Raw genomic sequence first — 18,313 nt, 5'->3', positions numbered from 1 at the left:
AATATGACGTTATGCTAAGCATCATGTCCTGAACGATAATCGATCGCTTTATGGCGCCAATGCTCTTTCAGTTGTGGGGTAAATTCAAGATTGTTTTCATCATAGACCGTACCGTCTATTTCACGGGCAATTAAGCCAGCAATACTGACCATGGTATCAAAGCCTTTTTGCACATCTGAATGAGGAAGTGCCAAGAAAAAAGCCAAACCTTGAACTTGTTCAGTCGATAAGGTTTCTAAATCAAAACCATCTGGACCATTGTCGGTGACACGTAATACAGAAAACAGTAAATGGCTTTCTTCCTCTGGATTCTCATAACGATGGAAGCAAGAGAGTTCACCAAAACGTAAACCATATTTGAGCAACATTTTTAAGGTTTTATCCCCAGACAATGCTTTACGTGGATTCGGATAAACATTCAGCGCAATAATGGTTTCAGCCGTAGACAATACGCTTTCATCATCATATTTTTGTTGCTCATTTAAATGAACATCTAAAATACTACTTTCCTCATCAAACTCTTTGATTTCAGCTGTTTCAACATTGGCATTAAATTGAAACGCTTCCTCTTTGTCCTGACTGACTACGGCTTTGGCAGAATCATGAGTTTGAGTCGTCGGTTCTGTCTGCACATCAAGTGCTTTTACAGATTCTGTTGCGGATTCAGTGCTTGCCACTGTTTCCGTCTTTTCAGTTTGTTGTGTAATTGCGGCATGCTCAAGCTCAGTTGAATGAATAGCATTCGACTCCACTGCTACATCCTCAATCTTTTGCTGTTTTTCATCTGCAACTTCGACCGAGTCTAAAGCAGTTAAATTCGGTTCAACACGCACTTGCTCTTGAGACTCACGGTCTGTTCGCAATTGATCTCGTACATGACGAGGAATTACCGGTTGTTTACAGTCTTCATTGATATGCAATTCAGACTCTAAAGAAGGTGCGGCATCATTGGGCTTTCGTAGCACCATCCTTAAACCCACCAGAATGATGATTACTGCAACAACAATTCCAATAATTGTGGTGACTTCCATACTACGACTCCGCGGCTAAACCGTATTCTCTTGCCTCTTCCAAATTCACAGTGACGAGCTTTGATGTGCCTGGTTCAGGCATCGTCACACCCAGCAAATCGGTTGCCATCGTCATTGCAACTTTATTATGTGTAATGTAAATGAATTGGACTTGATCAGAAAGCTCTTTTACTAAATTACAAAAACGCCCTACATTAGCATCGTCTAAAGGTGCATCAACTTCATCCAAAACACAGAAAGGTGCAGGATTCAAACGGAAAATAGCAAATACCAAAGCCAATGCCGTTAATGCTTTTTCACCACCAGATAACAAAGCCAATGAACTATTTTTCTTGCCGGGTGGACGTGCCATCAACTTCACGCCAGACTGCCAGTCATCTTCAAGACTTAAACTAGCTTCACCACCATCAAAAACCTTTGGAAATAATACTTTTAATTCAGCATTGACCTGATCAAAAGTCCCCATAAATAATTTTTTGGTTTCTTGGTCAATGGTCTTCATAGCGTCTTTCAATTGCCCAACCGTATTTTCCAAGTCTTGCATTTGATGGGTTAGATCGTCAAAACGCTTAGAAACTTCTTCATATTCTTCTGAAGCTGCTAAATTGACCGCGCCTAATTTTTCAAACTGACGCTGTGCTTTCTCAAATTTTTCTTGATGTACAGGTAAATCAATCAATACGCCTTGCTTAACTTCAGCATTCATCTCTTTAAGTTGATCGGAATAATGCTGTAAATCTGATTTTGCCGATTGCCAAGCCAAACGTCGCTCTTCCAGTTTTGTACGCAATTGCTCATCATTTTGCTGATGCAAATGGCGCATTTCTGTAAGTTGTTGCTGTTTGGATTGAATATTATTCAATTCAACTTGCCACTCACTCCAAGTTTTTTGCAGTTTTTCAGTTTGTTGTGCCTGCTCAGCATATTGCGATTCTAGACTCGGCAATTCCAATTGAATTGGATCTACAAACTTCTTGGCTTGCTCCATTTGCGCAATAATTTGTTGATATTGCGTTTTAGAGAAGGATAGGTCTTTGTCTAATAATTCAATTTGCTGTTTATTTTGTTCAGCTAGACGACGTGTAGTTTCAGAATCTTGCTGCTTAAGCTGTAATTGCTGTTGCTGTTCTTCAACCTGCTCATTGAGCTCATCCAACTTGAATTGCAAGGTTTTAAACTCAGGAAGATTTTGTTCAAGCTTGAGGATGACCGAGTGCATATCGATTTCAAGATCATCTTTCTGCATTGCATCTTCTTCAAGTTGCTCATCTAACTGTTGCAATTGACTATTCAGCTGAACTTTCTGTAACTCAAATGCTTGTGAAGCACTTTGCTGCTTAGCAATTTGCAGATCAAACTGTTGTAGCTGTTTTTGCTGATGTTTTAGCGTGTCTTGCTCTGTTTGGATCTGTTTTTGCAGGTCCAGCAATTGCTGATTTAAATTTGGCAATACAGTTTCAGCTTCAATCAACTGTGGTTGTAGCTGCGCAAGTTGTGTTTCAATTTCTTCAAGGCGAATACGATGACTGAGTGCACCCTGTGCGGCTTGGCTCGACTCATCAAAGAACAGACCAATCACCCAATCTTGACCAACATGATAACCATCCAGCGTCAATATGCTTTGTCCTGCTTTTAACTGTGCTTGTACCGCTAAAGCTTGAGCGAGGTTTTCAATTACAGCGACTTGATTCCACAATGAATACTGTGGAGATTCAATCCAATCTGCTAAACATGCCAATCCATTCAATTGAATTTTATCTTGCGAGCTTGTTGCTTTAAGCTGGCGTGCCACACTTTCAGCAAAATCAGCATCTTGATCAACAATATGGGCTGACAACCATTTGGCTAAAAACTTTTCAACCAGCGGTGCATGTGCTTTGCCTTGTGCATTCAGCGTTAATACCTGCATCAATTGCACAGTATCAGCCTTGCTATTTACAGCACTTTTCGCCATTAATTGGGTGAGGTTTTTCTGTTCAGATTGCAACACTTGTACATCAGATTTTAAAGCTGAAATCTGAGTTTTTTGCTGACTAATGCTTTCCTGTAGTTGTTCAAACTGCTGCTTTGCTTGATTAATTTTTTGTTCTAATTCAACAATCGCAGCTTGGATTGCTAATTTATCTTGCTCAAGTTGTTGAACATCTTCAGTTTGAAATTGACTTTGAACCTGAACGGCTTGGGTTTTTAAGGTGTCTTTTTGCTGTTCAATACGCGCAACATTTTTTGCAAGCTGTTCAATTTGCGCCTGCATTTGTGCTTTTTGCTGCTGTTGCTTTTCAACTTGAACTTTGACCTGTTCATACTGTTGTTGTGCTTGCAATTGCTGCGCTTTTAAATCGGTAAAGGCTTGGCTACGTTGTTGTGTTTCAGACTCAGCATGTTGTAAATGTTCAGTCTGCTGCTCCAATTGACTGTGCAAGGTTTCCAATTGCAATTCCATCAACTGAATCTTTTCTTTGGTTTGAGCTTTTTGCTGTTCAAAATTTCCCAAAGCTTCTGAGTTCTGTTGAAATAAACTTTGTTTCTGTTCCAAAGTCATTTTCAACTCAGAGAGTTTTTTCTCAGCTTGTTGCCACTCATTTTGCAAAGGCGTGGACTGTTGAATCAAACGTTGGAACAACTCATTGGTTGAAGTCAGATCATGTTCCAAAGTACTCATGTCAGAGCGCACCAGTTTAAAGTGCTCTCCCAATTCGTTCATTTCAACCGTATATTGTTCTTGTAAACGAGAACTACGATCACACTGGAAAGATAGAATTTCAATCTTTAACGTACGAATTTCAGTTTCTAAAGTCTTATATTGAACCGCAGTTTCAGACTGTCGTTTTAAGGTTTTAAGCTGTGATTTGAGTTCTGAAGCAATATCTTCGAGGCGGTCTAAGTTCTGCGTGGTATGTTCTAAGTGTTGTAGTGTTTCACGACGACGAGCCTGATAACGAGAAACTCCAGCAGCCTCTTCAAGAAAGATACGCATTTCTTCAGGTTTGGCATCAACCAAGCGGTTGATCATCCCCTGTTCGATGATTGCGTAAGAACGAGGACCCAAACCTGTACCCAAGAAAATGTCGGTAATATCACGACGTCGACACTTCGTCCCATTGAGAAAGTATTCAGATTTTCCATCACGATTCACCTGACGGCGAACAGCAAGTTCAGTATACGCGTTATAAGCCCCACCTAATTTGCCATAGGTGTTTTCAAAGCGCAGTTCTACACTTGCCATACCTACAGGTTTACGTTTTGCCGTTCCTGTAAAAATAACATCCTGCATACTGCCACCACGGAGCTGGCGTGCACTGGATTCCCCCATCACCCAACGGATCGCGTCAATCACATTGGATTTACCACAACCATTAGGACCAACCACCGCTGTACGGTTATCTTTGAATTGTAGTGTTGTACTATCGGCAAAAGATTTGAAGCCTGAAAGTTTTAAGCTGCTTAAACGCATAATGTCCTAGTAATTACCGACGCGATCTCCGCGCCCAAGCGAGTTCGATTTGTTTCATCCGTGTCAGAGATTCCAACACTAGATTACGTAAGTGTCGACAAAAATCTTCCATAAATAAAGTAGCTTGTTGTGATTTTCGGATTAAAATTGCGTCAATCACCAACTTAAGCAATTCTAAAGCTTCTTGAAGCTCGCGTCTTGAAGTATTTAAGGTTAAAAAATAACTTCTTCGTAGGGATGGTAACAACTCTTTATAAAATTTCATCAGGTAGGGATTCCCAACCATGTCCTGTTGCCCTGATAAAAATTGAAATATGCCATCATAAAACTTTTCAGTATTGCCTTGCTTCACCTGCTCAACCAAATGATTCATCATCTGCTGAATCGCTTCAGCTTCATGATTGCGCCATGTTTCACTCATACGTTGCACGATTTGACCTAATAACAATGCGCTGGTATCGAACAATGCACGGACTTGTTGTGCTGACATTTCTGAGACAATTGCACCACGACGAGGATAAATTTCAATCAGATGGGTTCTTTCTAAAAGCAAAAGGGCTTCACGTACCGAGCCACGACTGACATCCAGTTCTTTGGCAATACGTAGTTCTTGTATTCTTTCCCCTTCAACCAACTCGCCACTAATAATTTGTTCACTAATATGTTTGGCAATCTGTTCTGAAAGGCTATCCACTTCTTCCGAATGCATATAATTCCTATCTTGGTTTATTATTCTTTACTTGGACAATGTCAATTGTCATTATTTTAGTTGTACCTGATTTAATTCAATTGAAACCATGACATTGTCCGACAATTTTAATGTATTTTAAGTCAACTCAGTGTTTAGAAAAAGTACCATTGATCGGAATCTACTTAGTAATACCTTGATAAATAAAATAAAGACCGACCACTGTAAGTAAGCATGCAAAGCATTTTTTCAACATCGCTGGAGAAAGTGCATGCGCCACCTTTGCGCCAAATTTGGCAGTGATAAAACTCATTACACTGATTCCAATAAAGGCATAAATATGCACATAACCAATTGAATTTTTAATTTCGGTTGGTTCTTGTGCACCAAAGAACATAAAACCGAGCGCACCCGCAATTGCGATCGGTAAACCACAAGCTGCTGATGTTGCAACGGCTTTTTGCATCACCACACCATTTTTGTTGAGATAGGGAACGGTCAGACTTCCACCACCAATACCAAAAATTGCCGATGCAACTCCAATTCCCCCACCAGCCAGCATTTGCATAGGCGCAGTTGGTAATTGTTTAGATTCATCGACTTTAACATTGGCCCCCTTAAACATTTTAAATGCCACCCAAATTGCAAAAGCACCAATGATTAGCTGTAAATGCTGACCTGATAAAATATCTGCAATGCCAGCACCAATAAATGAGCCAATCACCAAACCTGGGGCTAAGTTTTTAAAAACATTCCAAAGTACGGCACCTTTTTTATGATGCGCTGTTACGGAACTAATTGAAGTTACAATAATTGTTGCAAGTGAAGTTCCCAATGCCATGTGCATAATGACCGAAGGATCATAGCCCATTTTAGTAAAGACCACATAGAGAATTGGTACAATAATTAAGCCACCACCAACACCAAATAGCCCAGCAGCAAATCCTGCGATTGCACCAATACCTAAATATATGATTAACTCCATAAATGTTCCTTCATTCTTCTCAGATTCAACATGGATTTAGAGACTCGTCATCTTAGACAACTTCTTACACAAGCAAATGAACTCCCTGAAGTGCTGCTTTTAAAGCAGACGACAGCATCGACCAATGTTGATGTGCGTGAAATTGCGCTCAGCGGCGTCAAGACAGTTTTGGTCTGTAGTGAAACTCAGACTCAAGGACGAGGTCAGCACCAACGGGAATGGGTTTCGCCCATTGGTAACATTTATTTAAGCACATTGCTTGAAACTCGAACACCCTTAGATGGGCGTTTAGCATTGGAAATTGCTTTAAATATCTTACAAATGCCAACACTTAAGAATTTACCAGCATTACAAATTAAATGGCCCAATGATCTATATAGCCCTCAAGGAAAGTGGGGGGGAATTTTGGTTGAGCCCATTTCACCACATCAAGCCATTGTTGGAATCGGGATCAACTTATTTCCGATCCCCAAAGAAAATGTGACTCAACAAGCCACCTCGATAATGCAATTAGGCCTACAATTTCCAAATCGAATCCAAATCATTGCAGAAATGTATTTGGCAATTCAACAAGCTGGACAATGGTTTGATCATGGTTGCTATAACCTTGCAGCACGATTTAATCACTATGCTGCCTTTATGGATCAGCAGGTTTATTTTGAACAAATTCAAAATTCAATTGAGGGTATTTTCAAAGGAATTTCTGATGATGGCGCACTGAATTTATTGACAGCTCAAGGCTTAGTCAATGTCTATCAAGGGCGTTTACGCTTAGCTGAAGCATAAATAACGATGTGATCCGTTGTCTAAAATGAGTTAGATTGAGCATATAAATTGCTAAAAAGTGTTCGGCAATTATTTAAAACAGGACTTTTTTCGCTATACATTTCGCTATATATTGCGCAGTAATCGTATTGATCCAAAGATCATAGCAAACAGTTACTAACAGTACGGAACAACGTTCAGCAAAATGAACCGCAGGTTATTTGCCCTATTTGATTGATCAGATTGAGATGCTCTCTAAGTCGTTCAATATTTTCAAATAAAATAATTATGCAGATTGTGTTCAGTTTCAATTAGGCAAAATCATGAAAGCACTTTGGTTAGATATTGGAAATACCCGTCTAAAATATTGGATTACTGAAAATAATCAAATTATCCAACAGGCAGCAGAATTACATCTCCAATCCCCTGCGGATCTGCTACTGGGTTTAATTCAACATTTTCGTGGTTTAGGCTTAGACAAAATTGGAATCTCCTCAGTCCAAGATAAAAAGAACAACGAACGCATTGTCCAGATTTTAAAATTACTCGATATTCCGGTAACTTTTGCCAAAGTGCATGCTGAATATGCAGGATTACGTTGTGGCTATGACCATATAGAACAACTTGGAATCGATCGTTGGTTACAAGTTTTGGCAGTAGCGAAAGCTGATGATGACTTGTGTGTGATTAGCTGTGGCACAGCTTTAACGATTGATTTAACCCAAGGCTTACAACATTTAGGCGGTTATATTCTGCCTAACCTCTATTTACAACGTGATTCTTTAATTCAAAAAACCAAAGGTATTAAAATTCCAGATGCGGCTTTTTCAGAGCTAAGTCCTGGTCGGAATACCATAGATGCAGTACATCATGGCATTTTCTTGGGGCTGTTAAGCACCATTGAAAAAGTGCTTGAGCAACAACCACGAAAGCTTATTTTAACAGGTGGTGATGCCAATCTATTTGCACAATTTCTAGAGAAATATCAACCAAGAATTGAATCAGATTTATTACTCAAAGGCTTACAGTTCTATATAGATCGACAAACCGCTTAAACCTAAATACAATTTAATAGAAGATCAGCAATCTTCCATTTTTAATAAATAAACACAATCATAAACACGATAAATGAGCAATCATTATGAAAACGATACCCTTACTGCTTAGTGCCTGTTTAATGAGCTTCACAATGGTGGGTTGTACCAGTTTACAAACTACGCACTCATCTTCAACAACCATGGCAACAACTGAACCTGTTATTGCTTACTTTGCTCCAGATGCAGGTGAAGAAGCCTGTGACTGCGGCTTAGTCATGGATCAGGGTTATTCACTCACGCCTGTAGAAAATGGATATTTCAGAAAATTATTAGGTCGTGATAAAGATGGCCGTTTCTTAGTTCAGGACTTCTATCAAAATAGTCGTAAAAAACAATCAGACCCATTTTGGATTAAAGCCCCTCAAGGCTTAAATAGCTTTGATAGTAAATATGTCGACGGTGAAGTGGTGGGCTATTTTGAAAATGGAAAAATCAGCTTTAAATCGACCAGCGAAGACCAGAAATTAGTTGGAAAAACTGAAACGTACTATTCAAATGGTCAACTTGGGCTACAGGAAGAATATTCAGATGATCAGCCCATCGTTCAAAAGGTATGGTATGAAGATGGCAAACCTGCAGCTGAACTAAAATTAAGCCCAAGTGAAGATTATTCAATTCTGGACAGTAAGGTTTGGGATCAACAAGGCAATTTGATTCAAGATGAGCAACGCGCTCAGGAGATTCTTGACGAGCTTTATCAAAAGCTCAATCAATAAAACAGCATCAAAATAAAATCGAAAATGCAGCCTGAGTACCAGCTTGGGATTCAGGTTGTAATAAAACTGCTAACTTTTCCCAAAGTACAGTTAAGCTGGTATGGCCCTCTGCTGCCATGAAATGCCCTGCACCTTTCACCTCAATCATTTGTGAATTCAGCGAATAACCCAATTGAATACTGACAGGCGCTGGCACAAAAGGATCATTGTTAGAGAAAAAGATAAAGCGATTCAGAATATTCATTCTGAGCAGCGCATCATCGACTCGAGCGTGTTGTAAAAATAAATTAAGTTCAGGTAAAACGGCTAAGTTTTTACTGAATCCCGCAACCAAAAACAAAGCACCTAATTTTCGCCCCAATAATTCACTCGAAAGAAAATCCAGACTGGCAATCCCACCTAAGCCATGTGCCACAATGATGGTATCGTCATTGAGTGACTTAATTTGCTGCGTAATATTATGCTTCCACAGCTCATATTGGGGCTGCTCTGGATGTTCTAGATCAATCACTTCACATGCATGTCCTGTAGACAATACTTGTTGCTTTAGCCATGGATACCAATGATGTTCAGGGGAGTCTTTATAACCGTGTACGATAAATACTTTTTTCATAAATAAACTTCTTATCAATTATTGTTTAAATCATATTCAAATAATGGGCTCAGAATATCTAAAGAGCCAACAAAAGTATGTTATTTTTATTTAACAAAAAAGCGCCCTAAGGCGCTTTTTATAAAAAAAATGAGACTTATTTTTTATCGTTATTACCAAACAATGGCCCCATACCGCCGCCACCGCCAAACTGTTTTTGCATTCCACCCAATGAGCGCATCATTTTTGCCATACCCGATGGATTGGCAAATTTCTTCATCATTTTCGCCATTTGTGCATGTTGTTTGATCAGTTTATTGACTTCAACCACATCCATACCACAGCCTGCTGCAATACGCTTTTTACGGCTCGGATTCATTAAGTCTGGGTTACGACGTTCTTTAATGGTCATCGATTGAATAATCGCTTCCATCTTTTTCACTTGCTTTTCAGGATTTGCTTGTGCAATCGCATCTTGAATGCCTGAATTGCTCATGCCAGGCAACTTATCCAAGAAGCCCATCATACCGCCCATTTTGTTCATCTGTTCAAATTGCATCAGCATGTCTTCAAAGTTGAAGCTCCCGCCTTTTTGCAATTTTTTTGCCATTTTTTCGGCTTTTTCTTTGTCGATTTTACGTTCAACTTCTTCGACTAAAGAAAGTACGTCACCCATACCCAAGATACGTTGTGCAACACGCTCAGGATGGAATGGCTCTAAGGCATCGAGTTTTTCACCCATACCTAAGAATTTAATTGGCTTACCAGTAATCGCACGTACCGAAAGCGCTGCACCACCACGTGCATCACCATCAGTTTTGGTGAGGATAACACCCGTTAATGGTAATGCATCATTAAAGGCTTTGGCGGTATTTGCCGCATCCTGACCTGTCATTGCATCAACGACAAATAAGGTTTCAGTTGGGCCAATTGCGGCGTGTAATGCTTTAATTTCGTCCATCATGTCATCATCGACATGCAAACGACCTGCCGTATCGACAATCAAAACATCGTTAAAGTTAATTTTGGCTTGACCAATTGCACGTTGTGCAATTTTAATCGGATCTTCAGAAGCGTCCGATTCAATAAAATCAACACCCACTTCAGCAGCAACTGTTTGCAGTTGCTTGATCGCAGCTGGACGGTAAACATCGGCAGAAACCATCGCCACTTTTTTCTTTTGACGTTCTTTTAAGAAACGTCCAAGTTTTGCAGCTGTCGTGGTTTTACCAGCACCTTGCAAACCTGCGAGAAGAATCACAACAGGTGGTTTTGCAGCTAAGTCTAGGCTTTCGTTTGCCTCACCCATCATTTTGGTGAGTTCGTCATACACAATTTTAACGAAAGCTTGACCTGGTGAAAGCTGAGTCATGACTTCTTGACCCAATGCTTCTTCCTTAACTTTCGCAATAAACTCACGAGTTACAGGCAAAGCAACATCGGCTTCAAGAAGTGCCATACGCACTTCACGTAAGGTATCTTTAATATTATCTTCGGTTAGCTGCCCAGAGCCAGTAACATTTCTGAGACTCTGCGTGAGTCGTTCTGTTAAGGTATCAAACATTGCAAAATCCGCTTAAAATAGCTAGTAGCAAAAAAATCTTTCTTAAAATAGAAAATTTATGCTCAAGATGCTATAGGATACTGTAGTTCACATGGAATTTATATCTTATAACATGAATATTCATCATCCTGAAAAAGGTTTGACATGATTAGCCTACCCTTGGTTTATACGATTTTAGCATTAATTGCCTATACCTCTTCATTTTGGTATTTGTTCATGCACTTAATGGCTAAACGTTCCGCAAACCCTTGGTTTATTGGCATCATGTCAGGTTTAGGGCTGATATTACATGCAAGTGTACTGCATAACGACATACTTACACCACTAGGGATTAATTACGACGTCTTTAACTTGATGTCTTTTACCTCTGCGTTAATGTTGGTTCTAAGTATGCTTTACAGTACCTATCGTCCTGTTCTTTCACTAAATTTGATTGGAATTCCTGTTGCCGCCTTTGGTTTGATTCTCGGTTTTTGCTTTAGTAAACCAGATCAATTTATTGAACAGCATTCTATCGGTTTAGACATCCATATCATTCTGTCTTTATCTGCTTATGCCGTTTTACTCATGGCAACCATACAAGCCGTTTTGATTTGGTTTCAAAACCGTGAACTCAAAAAGAAACAAAAAAAACGTATTTGGGTCAACTTCTTACCGTCATATCAAGCCATGGAATCCTTACTTTTTGATATGCTCATTACTGGTTTTGTTTTATTAACTGTCGCCCTATGTTTTGGTTTCTTTACCATTGATGACTTCTTTGCACAGCACCTAGCACATAAGACTGTGTTTAGTATTGTGTCTTGGTTTGTTTACGGTGCGTTGTTAATTGGTCACTATAAGTTTGGCTGGCGCGGTCAGAAAGCCATTCGCTTTACCATGATTGGATTCTTTTTATTGGCAGTTGGCTTTATTGGTTCTAAATTTGTTTTGGAAATGATTTTGCATCGTTGATAAACGCAGCACTGAGCAAAAATGGGCAGTATTTTGTATTCTTACTATAAATATATTGATACAGAAGCAGAAGAAATTGTTTTATATGAATTAGATCTGGAATATTACTGCCTCAGATCAATTCTGGTGACAGCTTCACTCAGCATCAATACAAATTTAAACATAGAACAAGCGCATTTTTTCTTACCTGAAAGAAGTTTTTCTGATGTTTTAGATGAAATTATTCCCATTGAAAAAGATGAGTTTTTAAATTTTTGGAATCAATCAATCTCTAAATATTTAAGTGATTGGAATGAATTAAAGAACAAATTTAAAATTGGACAAAATATTGAAACCGAGATTGTGTGTTTCTACCCTCAAGGGGTGATTGTTCAATATGGCGAAAGGTTTTATGGTTTAGCCAGTTACAAGGATTGTGAATCGTGTTTAGGTTCAAACAACATGTATCCACAACAAAAAATTCGACTTTATGTAGAAAGTTTCGATCATGAAAATTTATGGATCAACTTTTCAATAACATCCCGTTCAGCACTGACCTAGAATATATTTTGCATCGGTAGACATCTCCTACAAAAATGCGTATAACGCTGTTTTCATCTCATCAGGTAACAATTGTGAAACTTATACTCGCCCCAATGGAAGGCTTAACCGACCCTATCATGCGTGACGTTCTCACACATGTCGGTAGCTTTGACTGGTGCGTGACTGAGTTTATCCGTGTAACGGATTCGGTCTTACCTGACCATGTTTATCATAGCTATTGTCCAGAATTAAACAATCAAGGCAAGACAGCTGCTGGCACACCAGTACACGTTCAGTTTTTAGGAAATAATCCTGAAATGCTCGCAGCCAATGCGGTACGCGCTGCTGAATTAGGTGCTCCTGCAATCGATATGAATTTTGGTTGTCCTGCTAAAACAGTAAACCGTCATAGAGGTGGTTCAGTACTTCTCGATGAGCCTGAAGTTGTACATGAGTTGGTCAAGGCTGTACGTGATGCTGTACCCAAACACATCCCTGTATCTGCAAAAATGCGTTTAGGTTATATGGACCGAAATTTTACCCTTGAAAATGCGCATGCCATTGAAGATGCTGGCGCAGCTTGGGTCACTGTCCATGCTCGGACCAAAGCTGATGGGTACACCCCTCCAGCATTTTGGGATCAGCTGCAGCCTATTCGTGAAGCACTCAAGATTAATGTGATTGCCAATGGTGAAATCTGGACCAATGCTGATGCGAAACAATGCCAACTTGAATCAGGTTGCCAAGATTTGATGATTGGTCGTGGTGCTGTGACTACACCTGATCTCACCCAGTGCATTCGTAAAAATACGGATGAACCACTTATCACTTGGTCTGAACTATTAAATTTACAAATTCGTTTTTTAAATGGCCCATATAAAAAAGAGCTGAACATGGTCGGCCGTTATAAACAATGGATTGGGATGATGTCTAAGCATTACCCCGAAGCCAAAGCCTTATGGGATGAAATCAAACGGTTGAAAAAAATTGATGAAGTGCTGGAGAAATTGAATCCTGCACATTTTTAAATTGCTTCATCAATCTCTAAAATTGCTTTAATTTCTTCAGGTTGAAATTCTTTTGATAATTCAGAAGTTGGATTCAATACCAATGTTGCACCCTGAGTCATTTCAAAAAACTGCCGTGTATTTAAAGTGATATATTCGGCATCGACTCCAATATCATTTTGAATGGTTTCTAGTTCAATGAAGAATGGTATTGCTTGATCGCCTTCTGGTGTTTCTAAAATACGGAATTGAATTTTTTTATGCTGATCTTGTGTTCCTAAACAATAAATATCCGATGCTAAAAGCAGATCGATAAAATCAGGGATCAATTCATAGTTTTCTTGGGTGTTGACAAAGAGTTGTTGTAAATTTTGCATGTTGTTGATTGTCTATTTTTGGTGCCATTAATATAGCTTATTCACGGTAGATATGGAATTGACCTGAGTGCTCAATTGGATATCCTAAAGCTTCGAATTTTAAATTATCAAGATTTAAGTTATTGAATTTGAATTATTATAAAAGCTTTAATCTCGTTTAGGAAACTATATTTATAAAGCATCTACTGCTGAGGAGACACGAAATCACCATTACTATTAGTTTTTTTATAATGACCACAGGATACAAGAAAAGGGACTAAGCAAAAACTCCAAACAAAGAATTTCACAAATTACATTTTTGAGGAATTCCTTTACTTTGGTAAATATTGAAATAAGTATTATTCTTTGTGAGTTCAGTATTAAATACTAACCAATAATCCTTAATATTTACTCTCGTCGTCACTAAAAATTCACAATACTCATTCACATTATTTTTTATATTTAAAGTATGTTGATTCATTAGTGAAACATATACCTCTTTTGCTTTCCTCTCATCAATCACATTCAAAGCAGAAATAAAACTTGTGGGAACAATCGGATCTGTATTCATTTTTTTAAATCTTTTCCCATTGTATTCAACACTTAACCCTAGACGAATGCTTTTGAGTTGATTAAATTTAGAGTTCGTTGCATAAATCTCAGAAAAGAGATCAGATGTTTGACTGTTATTATTAAAAAAATAAATTTTCTTGGTCGTCAATCCATATGCTAACACTTCATAGCGTTTACTATTCGAGACTGTACCACTATTGATATAACCTATTTTTGCAAGGTTCTTTATTATTTCATCTAAATCTACAGGCATTGCTTTTAAATTAAGCTGGTTTACTGGTGCAAATCTTGAGTAATTTATTTCAGAAGATAACGCTGATATTTCTTTATCTTCATAATTAAAAATTCGATTTTCTACATTCGCTCCAAAACTATAGGATGTCATAGAAAAAAATATCAGAAATACGCTTTTAAGTTTAATAATATAATGATTTTTCATAATTTTTATCTGTCATTTTTGGTATAGTATACAGTATAAGCACAGCTATTGACTTGACCCTTCTCTGCAAACCATTCTGGTCAGATTCCAAGATAGCTTAAACAGCAAACATACAGAAAACTAATATATTGATGTTTCATATTTTTTATCCGTTTTCTTTGTAAAATAAATAAAAAAATTCAAACTATTATATTTCCTATTTTTAATTTGTTTTCCATCAGCTTCCAAAACAATGTGCATATCATTTACATTCCATTCTTCCACTTCAGGCTCATTTGAATTACTACATTTTAGTTTTTTTATAAAAGTACTAACTTTACTATTCAAATCTTCCCCACCCACGTTATCACCACTTACCACATAAATCTGATCTTTAACCATAGATACAATTTTTTCTTCTAATTGCTCACTATAAGGAACATAGTTATCACTACTAAAAAATATATGATTACCCTTTAAGTTACTATTAGCTGAAAGACGGGAAATGTAATCAAAACTCTTCTTCACATTATTATTAACAGTACCATCACTAAAACCTATTTCAGGAGAAAGGCTATCTATAACCTTTAACACCATGTAATTGCTATTTAATTTTTTATATCTGTTAATTATTTCTTTTTGATCATAATTTAAAAAAATTCTATTTTCATCTACAAAACTATAAATATTTTTTCCAACTTTAACATCATAACTATTTCCAACATCTGAATTTTCACTATTTTTTAAACTACAGTTATCCTTATTTGAGCCAAATGAACAAGCTGATAGATGTATTAAAGCTATCACCAAAATGAAAGATTTCATAACACCACCATCGCTAATAACCTAATAAATAATTATACCTGATGTCTAAAATCATTAAGATTAATGTTTGAATATTGAAAAAAGTGATAATTCCAAATCTTTATACTCATTGTATTTTTTAGTTTTGCAATCGATATCTCTAATTTCCCCGCTAGCAACTTTAGCTGCAATAAATTTTTTATTAATTGTAGATACTTCATATATAACTTCATTCTCATCAAAAGAACCTGAATATATACCAGTTCGAGGATTAAATTTACCATCCTTAATATTGTTAATTAAATTACTTAAAACTTTGTCATAGATTAATTCAGAATCGGTATCACTTACTGCAGAAATCACATCTATAAGTGCACTTTTTATAAGTTTTCCTTTAAAAATTTGGGGATCAGATCTAACTTCAAAATTAATATATTTAACATAAGTGCCTGCTGAAATAATTAGAATTTTGCCTACTACATCGTAGTTATCATCAACAATATCGATATAATCTTGATTTTCATATACATTCATATTATTCAAGGAAGTAGATTTTTGAATTTTATTATAAAAATCACTAACCTTTATTCCTAAGTTTTTTTCTATAGGACTCTCCATTGAACTTTCAAATGGTAAATATTTATTTATATCAAAACTAATATTGGGCTCAGGATTAAGGCAAAATTTATTTATTACCTCATCACTTTTACTACGTGAATAAATTAGATTTTCAACACAGCCAACGATAAAAAATAAAATTAAAGCCAAATGATATTTTTTATAATTACTTTTTATAAATATCATTATTTAAGCTCCCATTTAAATTAAAAATTTACTACTTCTTATAAATATGAAATTGACCTTTTTTAGATTTAATATTACATGAAATTTCATAAGTAATTCCATTCTCCCCATACGATGTATTGGTTAAAGAATCTTCATTATTTTTTTTAGTAAAATCAAATTTAAAAAAACTATTTTCTAAATTATTATTTTGAAATATTTTTAATATTTTCCTTATTCTATCTATATCTATTGAGCTGATTGATGAACACATAGAAAAATCATAATCTATTGATTTCACCTTACCATTTGATGGATTCGGATTAATTGTTAACATAGCTTCATTTTCAAAATCTATATAATTTGAATTATCTTTATCTTTAAAATTATAATCTTTTAAAATCTCAGCATTTAAAATACCGTTATTTAACAACACGACACCAAAATCTTCATAATTTAAAAATTCTAAATCTCTTAATTTTTCATATGGAATTTTATAGTAGGGTGAATTAAATTTATCTGGTGTGCAATCCGCATTAGCGCATGGGTCATTTATATTATTTTCACTTGTGTTCATACTCCCTAATTGAGCATCACCTCTATTTTCAGAAGAACAAGATACAAAAAAAACAAAAAAAATTGTTAAAAATAATTTTTTCACTTTAAACTCCTATCACTTCTCAAAATATCCCACTGAAACTTACTAAAATACTTTCTAGTAATTTTACTATCAACCTGTTTAGATTTTGCATAAAACCAAGTATAGTCCATTAAATTCCCCGATTGCCCCTGATAAAATACAAATTTATTGTTATTTTTTTCAAAAACATGTGGCAGACCTAAGCTATGCCCAATCTCATGTACTAGCACATCCAATCTAGTATGTGCTTGTTTAAACACGACTATAGCATTTCCCCATTTCATTCGCCTACCTTCCATTCTTGATGGGGCGTATCCATTTACATTCCCAGCAGATATATTTGTATAAAATATATAAGTTCTCGTATGCCCATCATCATTTATATTTAAATACTTTTTATCTTCTATTGGTCTATATTTTCCACCATATTTATCGAATAAATTTACAAATCTATTTGCTAAATAATCAATATCTAATTGTTTATTTGATGCTACTTCTGCCAAAAAATCTGCAACATCTTCATTTGTCTTTGCTAAGTCTAATAAATCAAATTTTGTTTCTAATCTTTTCTCAGCTCTGATTAGAGCCTGATTGTAAGACTTAAACTTCAAATAATATTCATAACTACTTGGTTTATCTAGTGAGTTATTATCACTAATTACATCAATAAAATTAAGTTCTAATTTTGGAATATCATTATTTTTATATAACATTAATTTCCCTACTTTTTCTCTTACACCTTTCTTTATCGCAAATACATTTATCTCTTCATGCTGATTTAAAGCTCCACCTTCACATTTTATATTTATTATCTTTTTATTTTCATAAAAAAATTCATTTTTATTATTTGTTTTATCAATTTCTCTACTTTTCCTATTATTAATTAAATGTTTAATATCAAATTTAGATGGAGTTAATTTTATAAAATCACTTGTAGCTAATAATTCTATTGAAGTTCCATCACTAGTAAGAGGATCTTTTTCATCACTACTTAATTGAACAATTTCTAAATCTAAATCCACACCATTTTTATTAATTTCCTGTGAACCAGATGCACTTTGTTTACTTGTTGTCTTTGGAAAAATTGCTAACCATGCAGGTATATAATTATAGCCATATGGCCGTATTAATGTCTTTTGACCCTCCGAATAAATAGCAAGCAAATCTGAAATATTTCCTCTGAATGTATTTTTATAACTTATGCCGTCTACTTTTTTGAGATTATTAACATACTCATTTCTTAACCAGTCAAATCCATAACCACCATCGAAATCTTTCTCATTATGCCTAAAATGAACCGTAAACTTCCTTAAACACGTTGCACATGAAGCACCCGCTGCAGGACTTGCACCACCAACACCCAT

Annotated in this window: 18 protein-coding genes; 6 read left to right on the top strand and 12 right to left on the bottom strand. The window is 36.3% G+C overall.

Features of this window, described 5'->3' with window-relative positions; translation table 11 throughout:
* Positions 1-14: 14 nt before the first annotated feature.
* From FHR28_RS02275 to FHR28_RS02260, 4 genes are all read right to left on the bottom strand, one after another.
* Positions 15-1,031: a cell division protein ZipA C-terminal FtsZ-binding domain-containing protein gene (locus tag FHR28_RS02275; RefSeq protein ID WP_151957682.1), complete on the bottom strand. Its 1,017-nt coding sequence runs from the start codon at positions 1,029-1,031 to the stop codon at positions 15-17.
* A 1-nt stretch (position 1,032) separates the two neighbouring features.
* Positions 1,033-4,485 carry a chromosome segregation protein SMC gene (gene smc, locus FHR28_RS02270; protein ID WP_166781854.1) on the bottom strand — a complete coding sequence of 1,151 codons (3,453 nt, stop codon included), beginning with the start codon at positions 4,483-4,485 and terminating at the stop codon, positions 1,033-1,035.
* Positions 4,486-4,498: 13 nt separating this feature from the next.
* A complete protein-coding gene (locus FHR28_RS02265; RefSeq protein WP_004724049.1) occupies positions 4,499-5,194 on the bottom strand; it encodes a GntR family transcriptional regulator in 696 nt (231 codons plus the stop codon).
* Positions 5,195-5,354: 160 nt separating this feature from the next.
* Positions 5,355-6,158, bottom strand: a complete 804-nt coding sequence (locus tag FHR28_RS02260) for a sulfite exporter TauE/SafE family protein (RefSeq protein WP_004724050.1) — start codon at positions 6,156-6,158, stop codon at positions 5,355-5,357.
* Positions 6,159-6,188: 30 nt separating this feature from the next.
* Here FHR28_RS02260 and FHR28_RS02255 point away from each other — a divergent pair, with 30 nt between their 5' ends.
* From FHR28_RS02255 to FHR28_RS02245, 3 genes are all read left to right on the top strand, one after another.
* Positions 6,189-6,944, top strand: coding sequence for a biotin--[acetyl-CoA-carboxylase] ligase (locus FHR28_RS02255; RefSeq protein ID WP_166781853.1), 756 nt, complete (start codon positions 6,189-6,191; stop codon positions 6,942-6,944).
* 302 nt (positions 6,945-7,246) lie between these two features.
* Entirely contained in the window at positions 7,247-7,978 is a 732-nt protein-coding gene (locus FHR28_RS02250; protein WP_004724053.1) for a type III pantothenate kinase, read from the top strand.
* Between the two features lie 86 nt (positions 7,979-8,064).
* Complete coding sequence (locus tag FHR28_RS02245) at positions 8,065-8,736, top strand: toxin-antitoxin system YwqK family antitoxin (RefSeq protein WP_151957684.1); 672 nt, start codon at positions 8,065-8,067, stop codon at positions 8,734-8,736.
* Positions 8,737-8,743: 7 nt separating this feature from the next.
* Here the strand turns inward: FHR28_RS02245 and FHR28_RS02240 are convergent, their stop codons facing one another.
* Both FHR28_RS02240 and ffh read right to left on the bottom strand, forming a co-directional pair.
* Positions 8,744-9,349: an RBBP9/YdeN family alpha/beta hydrolase gene (locus FHR28_RS02240; RefSeq protein ID WP_151957685.1), complete on the bottom strand. Its 606-nt coding sequence runs from the start codon at positions 9,347-9,349 to the stop codon at positions 8,744-8,746.
* Between the two features lie 136 nt (positions 9,350-9,485).
* On the bottom strand, positions 9,486-10,892 hold the full coding sequence (gene ffh, locus FHR28_RS02235) for a signal recognition particle protein (RefSeq protein ID WP_004817818.1): 1,407 nt from the start codon (positions 10,890-10,892) through the stop codon (positions 9,486-9,488).
* A 144-nt stretch (positions 10,893-11,036) separates the two neighbouring features.
* Between ffh and FHR28_RS02230 the strand changes: the two genes are divergently transcribed.
* The 3 genes from FHR28_RS02230 (at position 11,037) to FHR28_RS02220 (ending at position 13,396) form a co-directional block, all read left to right on the top strand.
* The gene (locus FHR28_RS02230; RefSeq protein WP_004724062.1) at positions 11,037-11,846 is read left to right on the top strand and encodes a cytochrome C assembly family protein; all 810 of its coding nucleotides are present in this window, start codon (positions 11,037-11,039) and stop codon (positions 11,844-11,846) included.
* 21 nt (positions 11,847-11,867) lie between these two features.
* The gene (locus FHR28_RS02225) at positions 11,868-12,386 is read left to right on the top strand and encodes a hypothetical protein (protein WP_166781852.1); all 519 of its coding nucleotides are present in this window, start codon (positions 11,868-11,870) and stop codon (positions 12,384-12,386) included.
* A gap of 74 nt (positions 12,387-12,460) precedes the next feature.
* Entirely contained in the window at positions 12,461-13,396 is a 936-nt protein-coding gene (locus tag FHR28_RS02220) for a tRNA dihydrouridine synthase (RefSeq protein ID WP_178283385.1), read from the top strand.
* On the opposite strand, the gene FHR28_RS02215 is transcribed toward FHR28_RS02220, so the two are convergent.
* The 6 genes from FHR28_RS02215 to FHR28_RS02190 form a co-directional block, all read right to left on the bottom strand.
* Positions 13,393-13,752: an SseB family protein gene (locus FHR28_RS02215; protein WP_166781851.1), complete on the bottom strand. Its 360-nt coding sequence runs from the start codon at positions 13,750-13,752 to the stop codon at positions 13,393-13,395. The genes FHR28_RS02220 and FHR28_RS02215 overlap by 4 nt on opposite strands.
* Positions 13,753-14,035: 283 nt before the next feature.
* A complete protein-coding gene (locus FHR28_RS02210) occupies positions 14,036-14,743 on the bottom strand; it encodes a hypothetical protein (RefSeq protein WP_166781850.1) in 708 nt (235 codons plus the stop codon).
* A 120-nt stretch (positions 14,744-14,863) separates the two neighbouring features.
* The gene (locus FHR28_RS02205) at positions 14,864-15,547 is read right to left on the bottom strand and encodes a hypothetical protein (protein WP_166781849.1); all 684 of its coding nucleotides are present in this window, start codon (positions 15,545-15,547) and stop codon (positions 14,864-14,866) included.
* A gap of 60 nt (positions 15,548-15,607) precedes the next feature.
* Positions 15,608-16,330: a hypothetical protein gene (locus FHR28_RS02200; protein ID WP_166781848.1), complete on the bottom strand. Its 723-nt coding sequence runs from the start codon at positions 16,328-16,330 to the stop codon at positions 15,608-15,610.
* A gap of 31 nt (positions 16,331-16,361) precedes the next feature.
* Positions 16,362-16,970 carry a transporter gene (locus FHR28_RS02195; protein WP_166781847.1) on the bottom strand — a complete coding sequence of 203 codons (609 nt, stop codon included), beginning with the start codon at positions 16,968-16,970 and terminating at the stop codon, positions 16,362-16,364.
* Positions 16,967-18,313, bottom strand: a complete 1,347-nt coding sequence (locus tag FHR28_RS02190; protein ID WP_166781846.1) for a M66 family metalloprotease — start codon at positions 18,311-18,313, stop codon at positions 16,967-16,969. The genes FHR28_RS02195 and FHR28_RS02190 overlap by 4 nt, the downstream gene beginning before the upstream one ends.

Origin of the sequence: Acinetobacter sp. BIGb0196, from assembly GCF_011759595.1 — a bacterium.
In the GTDB taxonomy this organism is placed as follows: domain Bacteria; phylum Pseudomonadota; class Gammaproteobacteria; order Pseudomonadales; family Moraxellaceae; genus Acinetobacter; species Acinetobacter guillouiae.
Note: the sequence above shows the minus strand (reverse complement) of the source record. Positions and strands in the feature narration are given on the sequence as shown.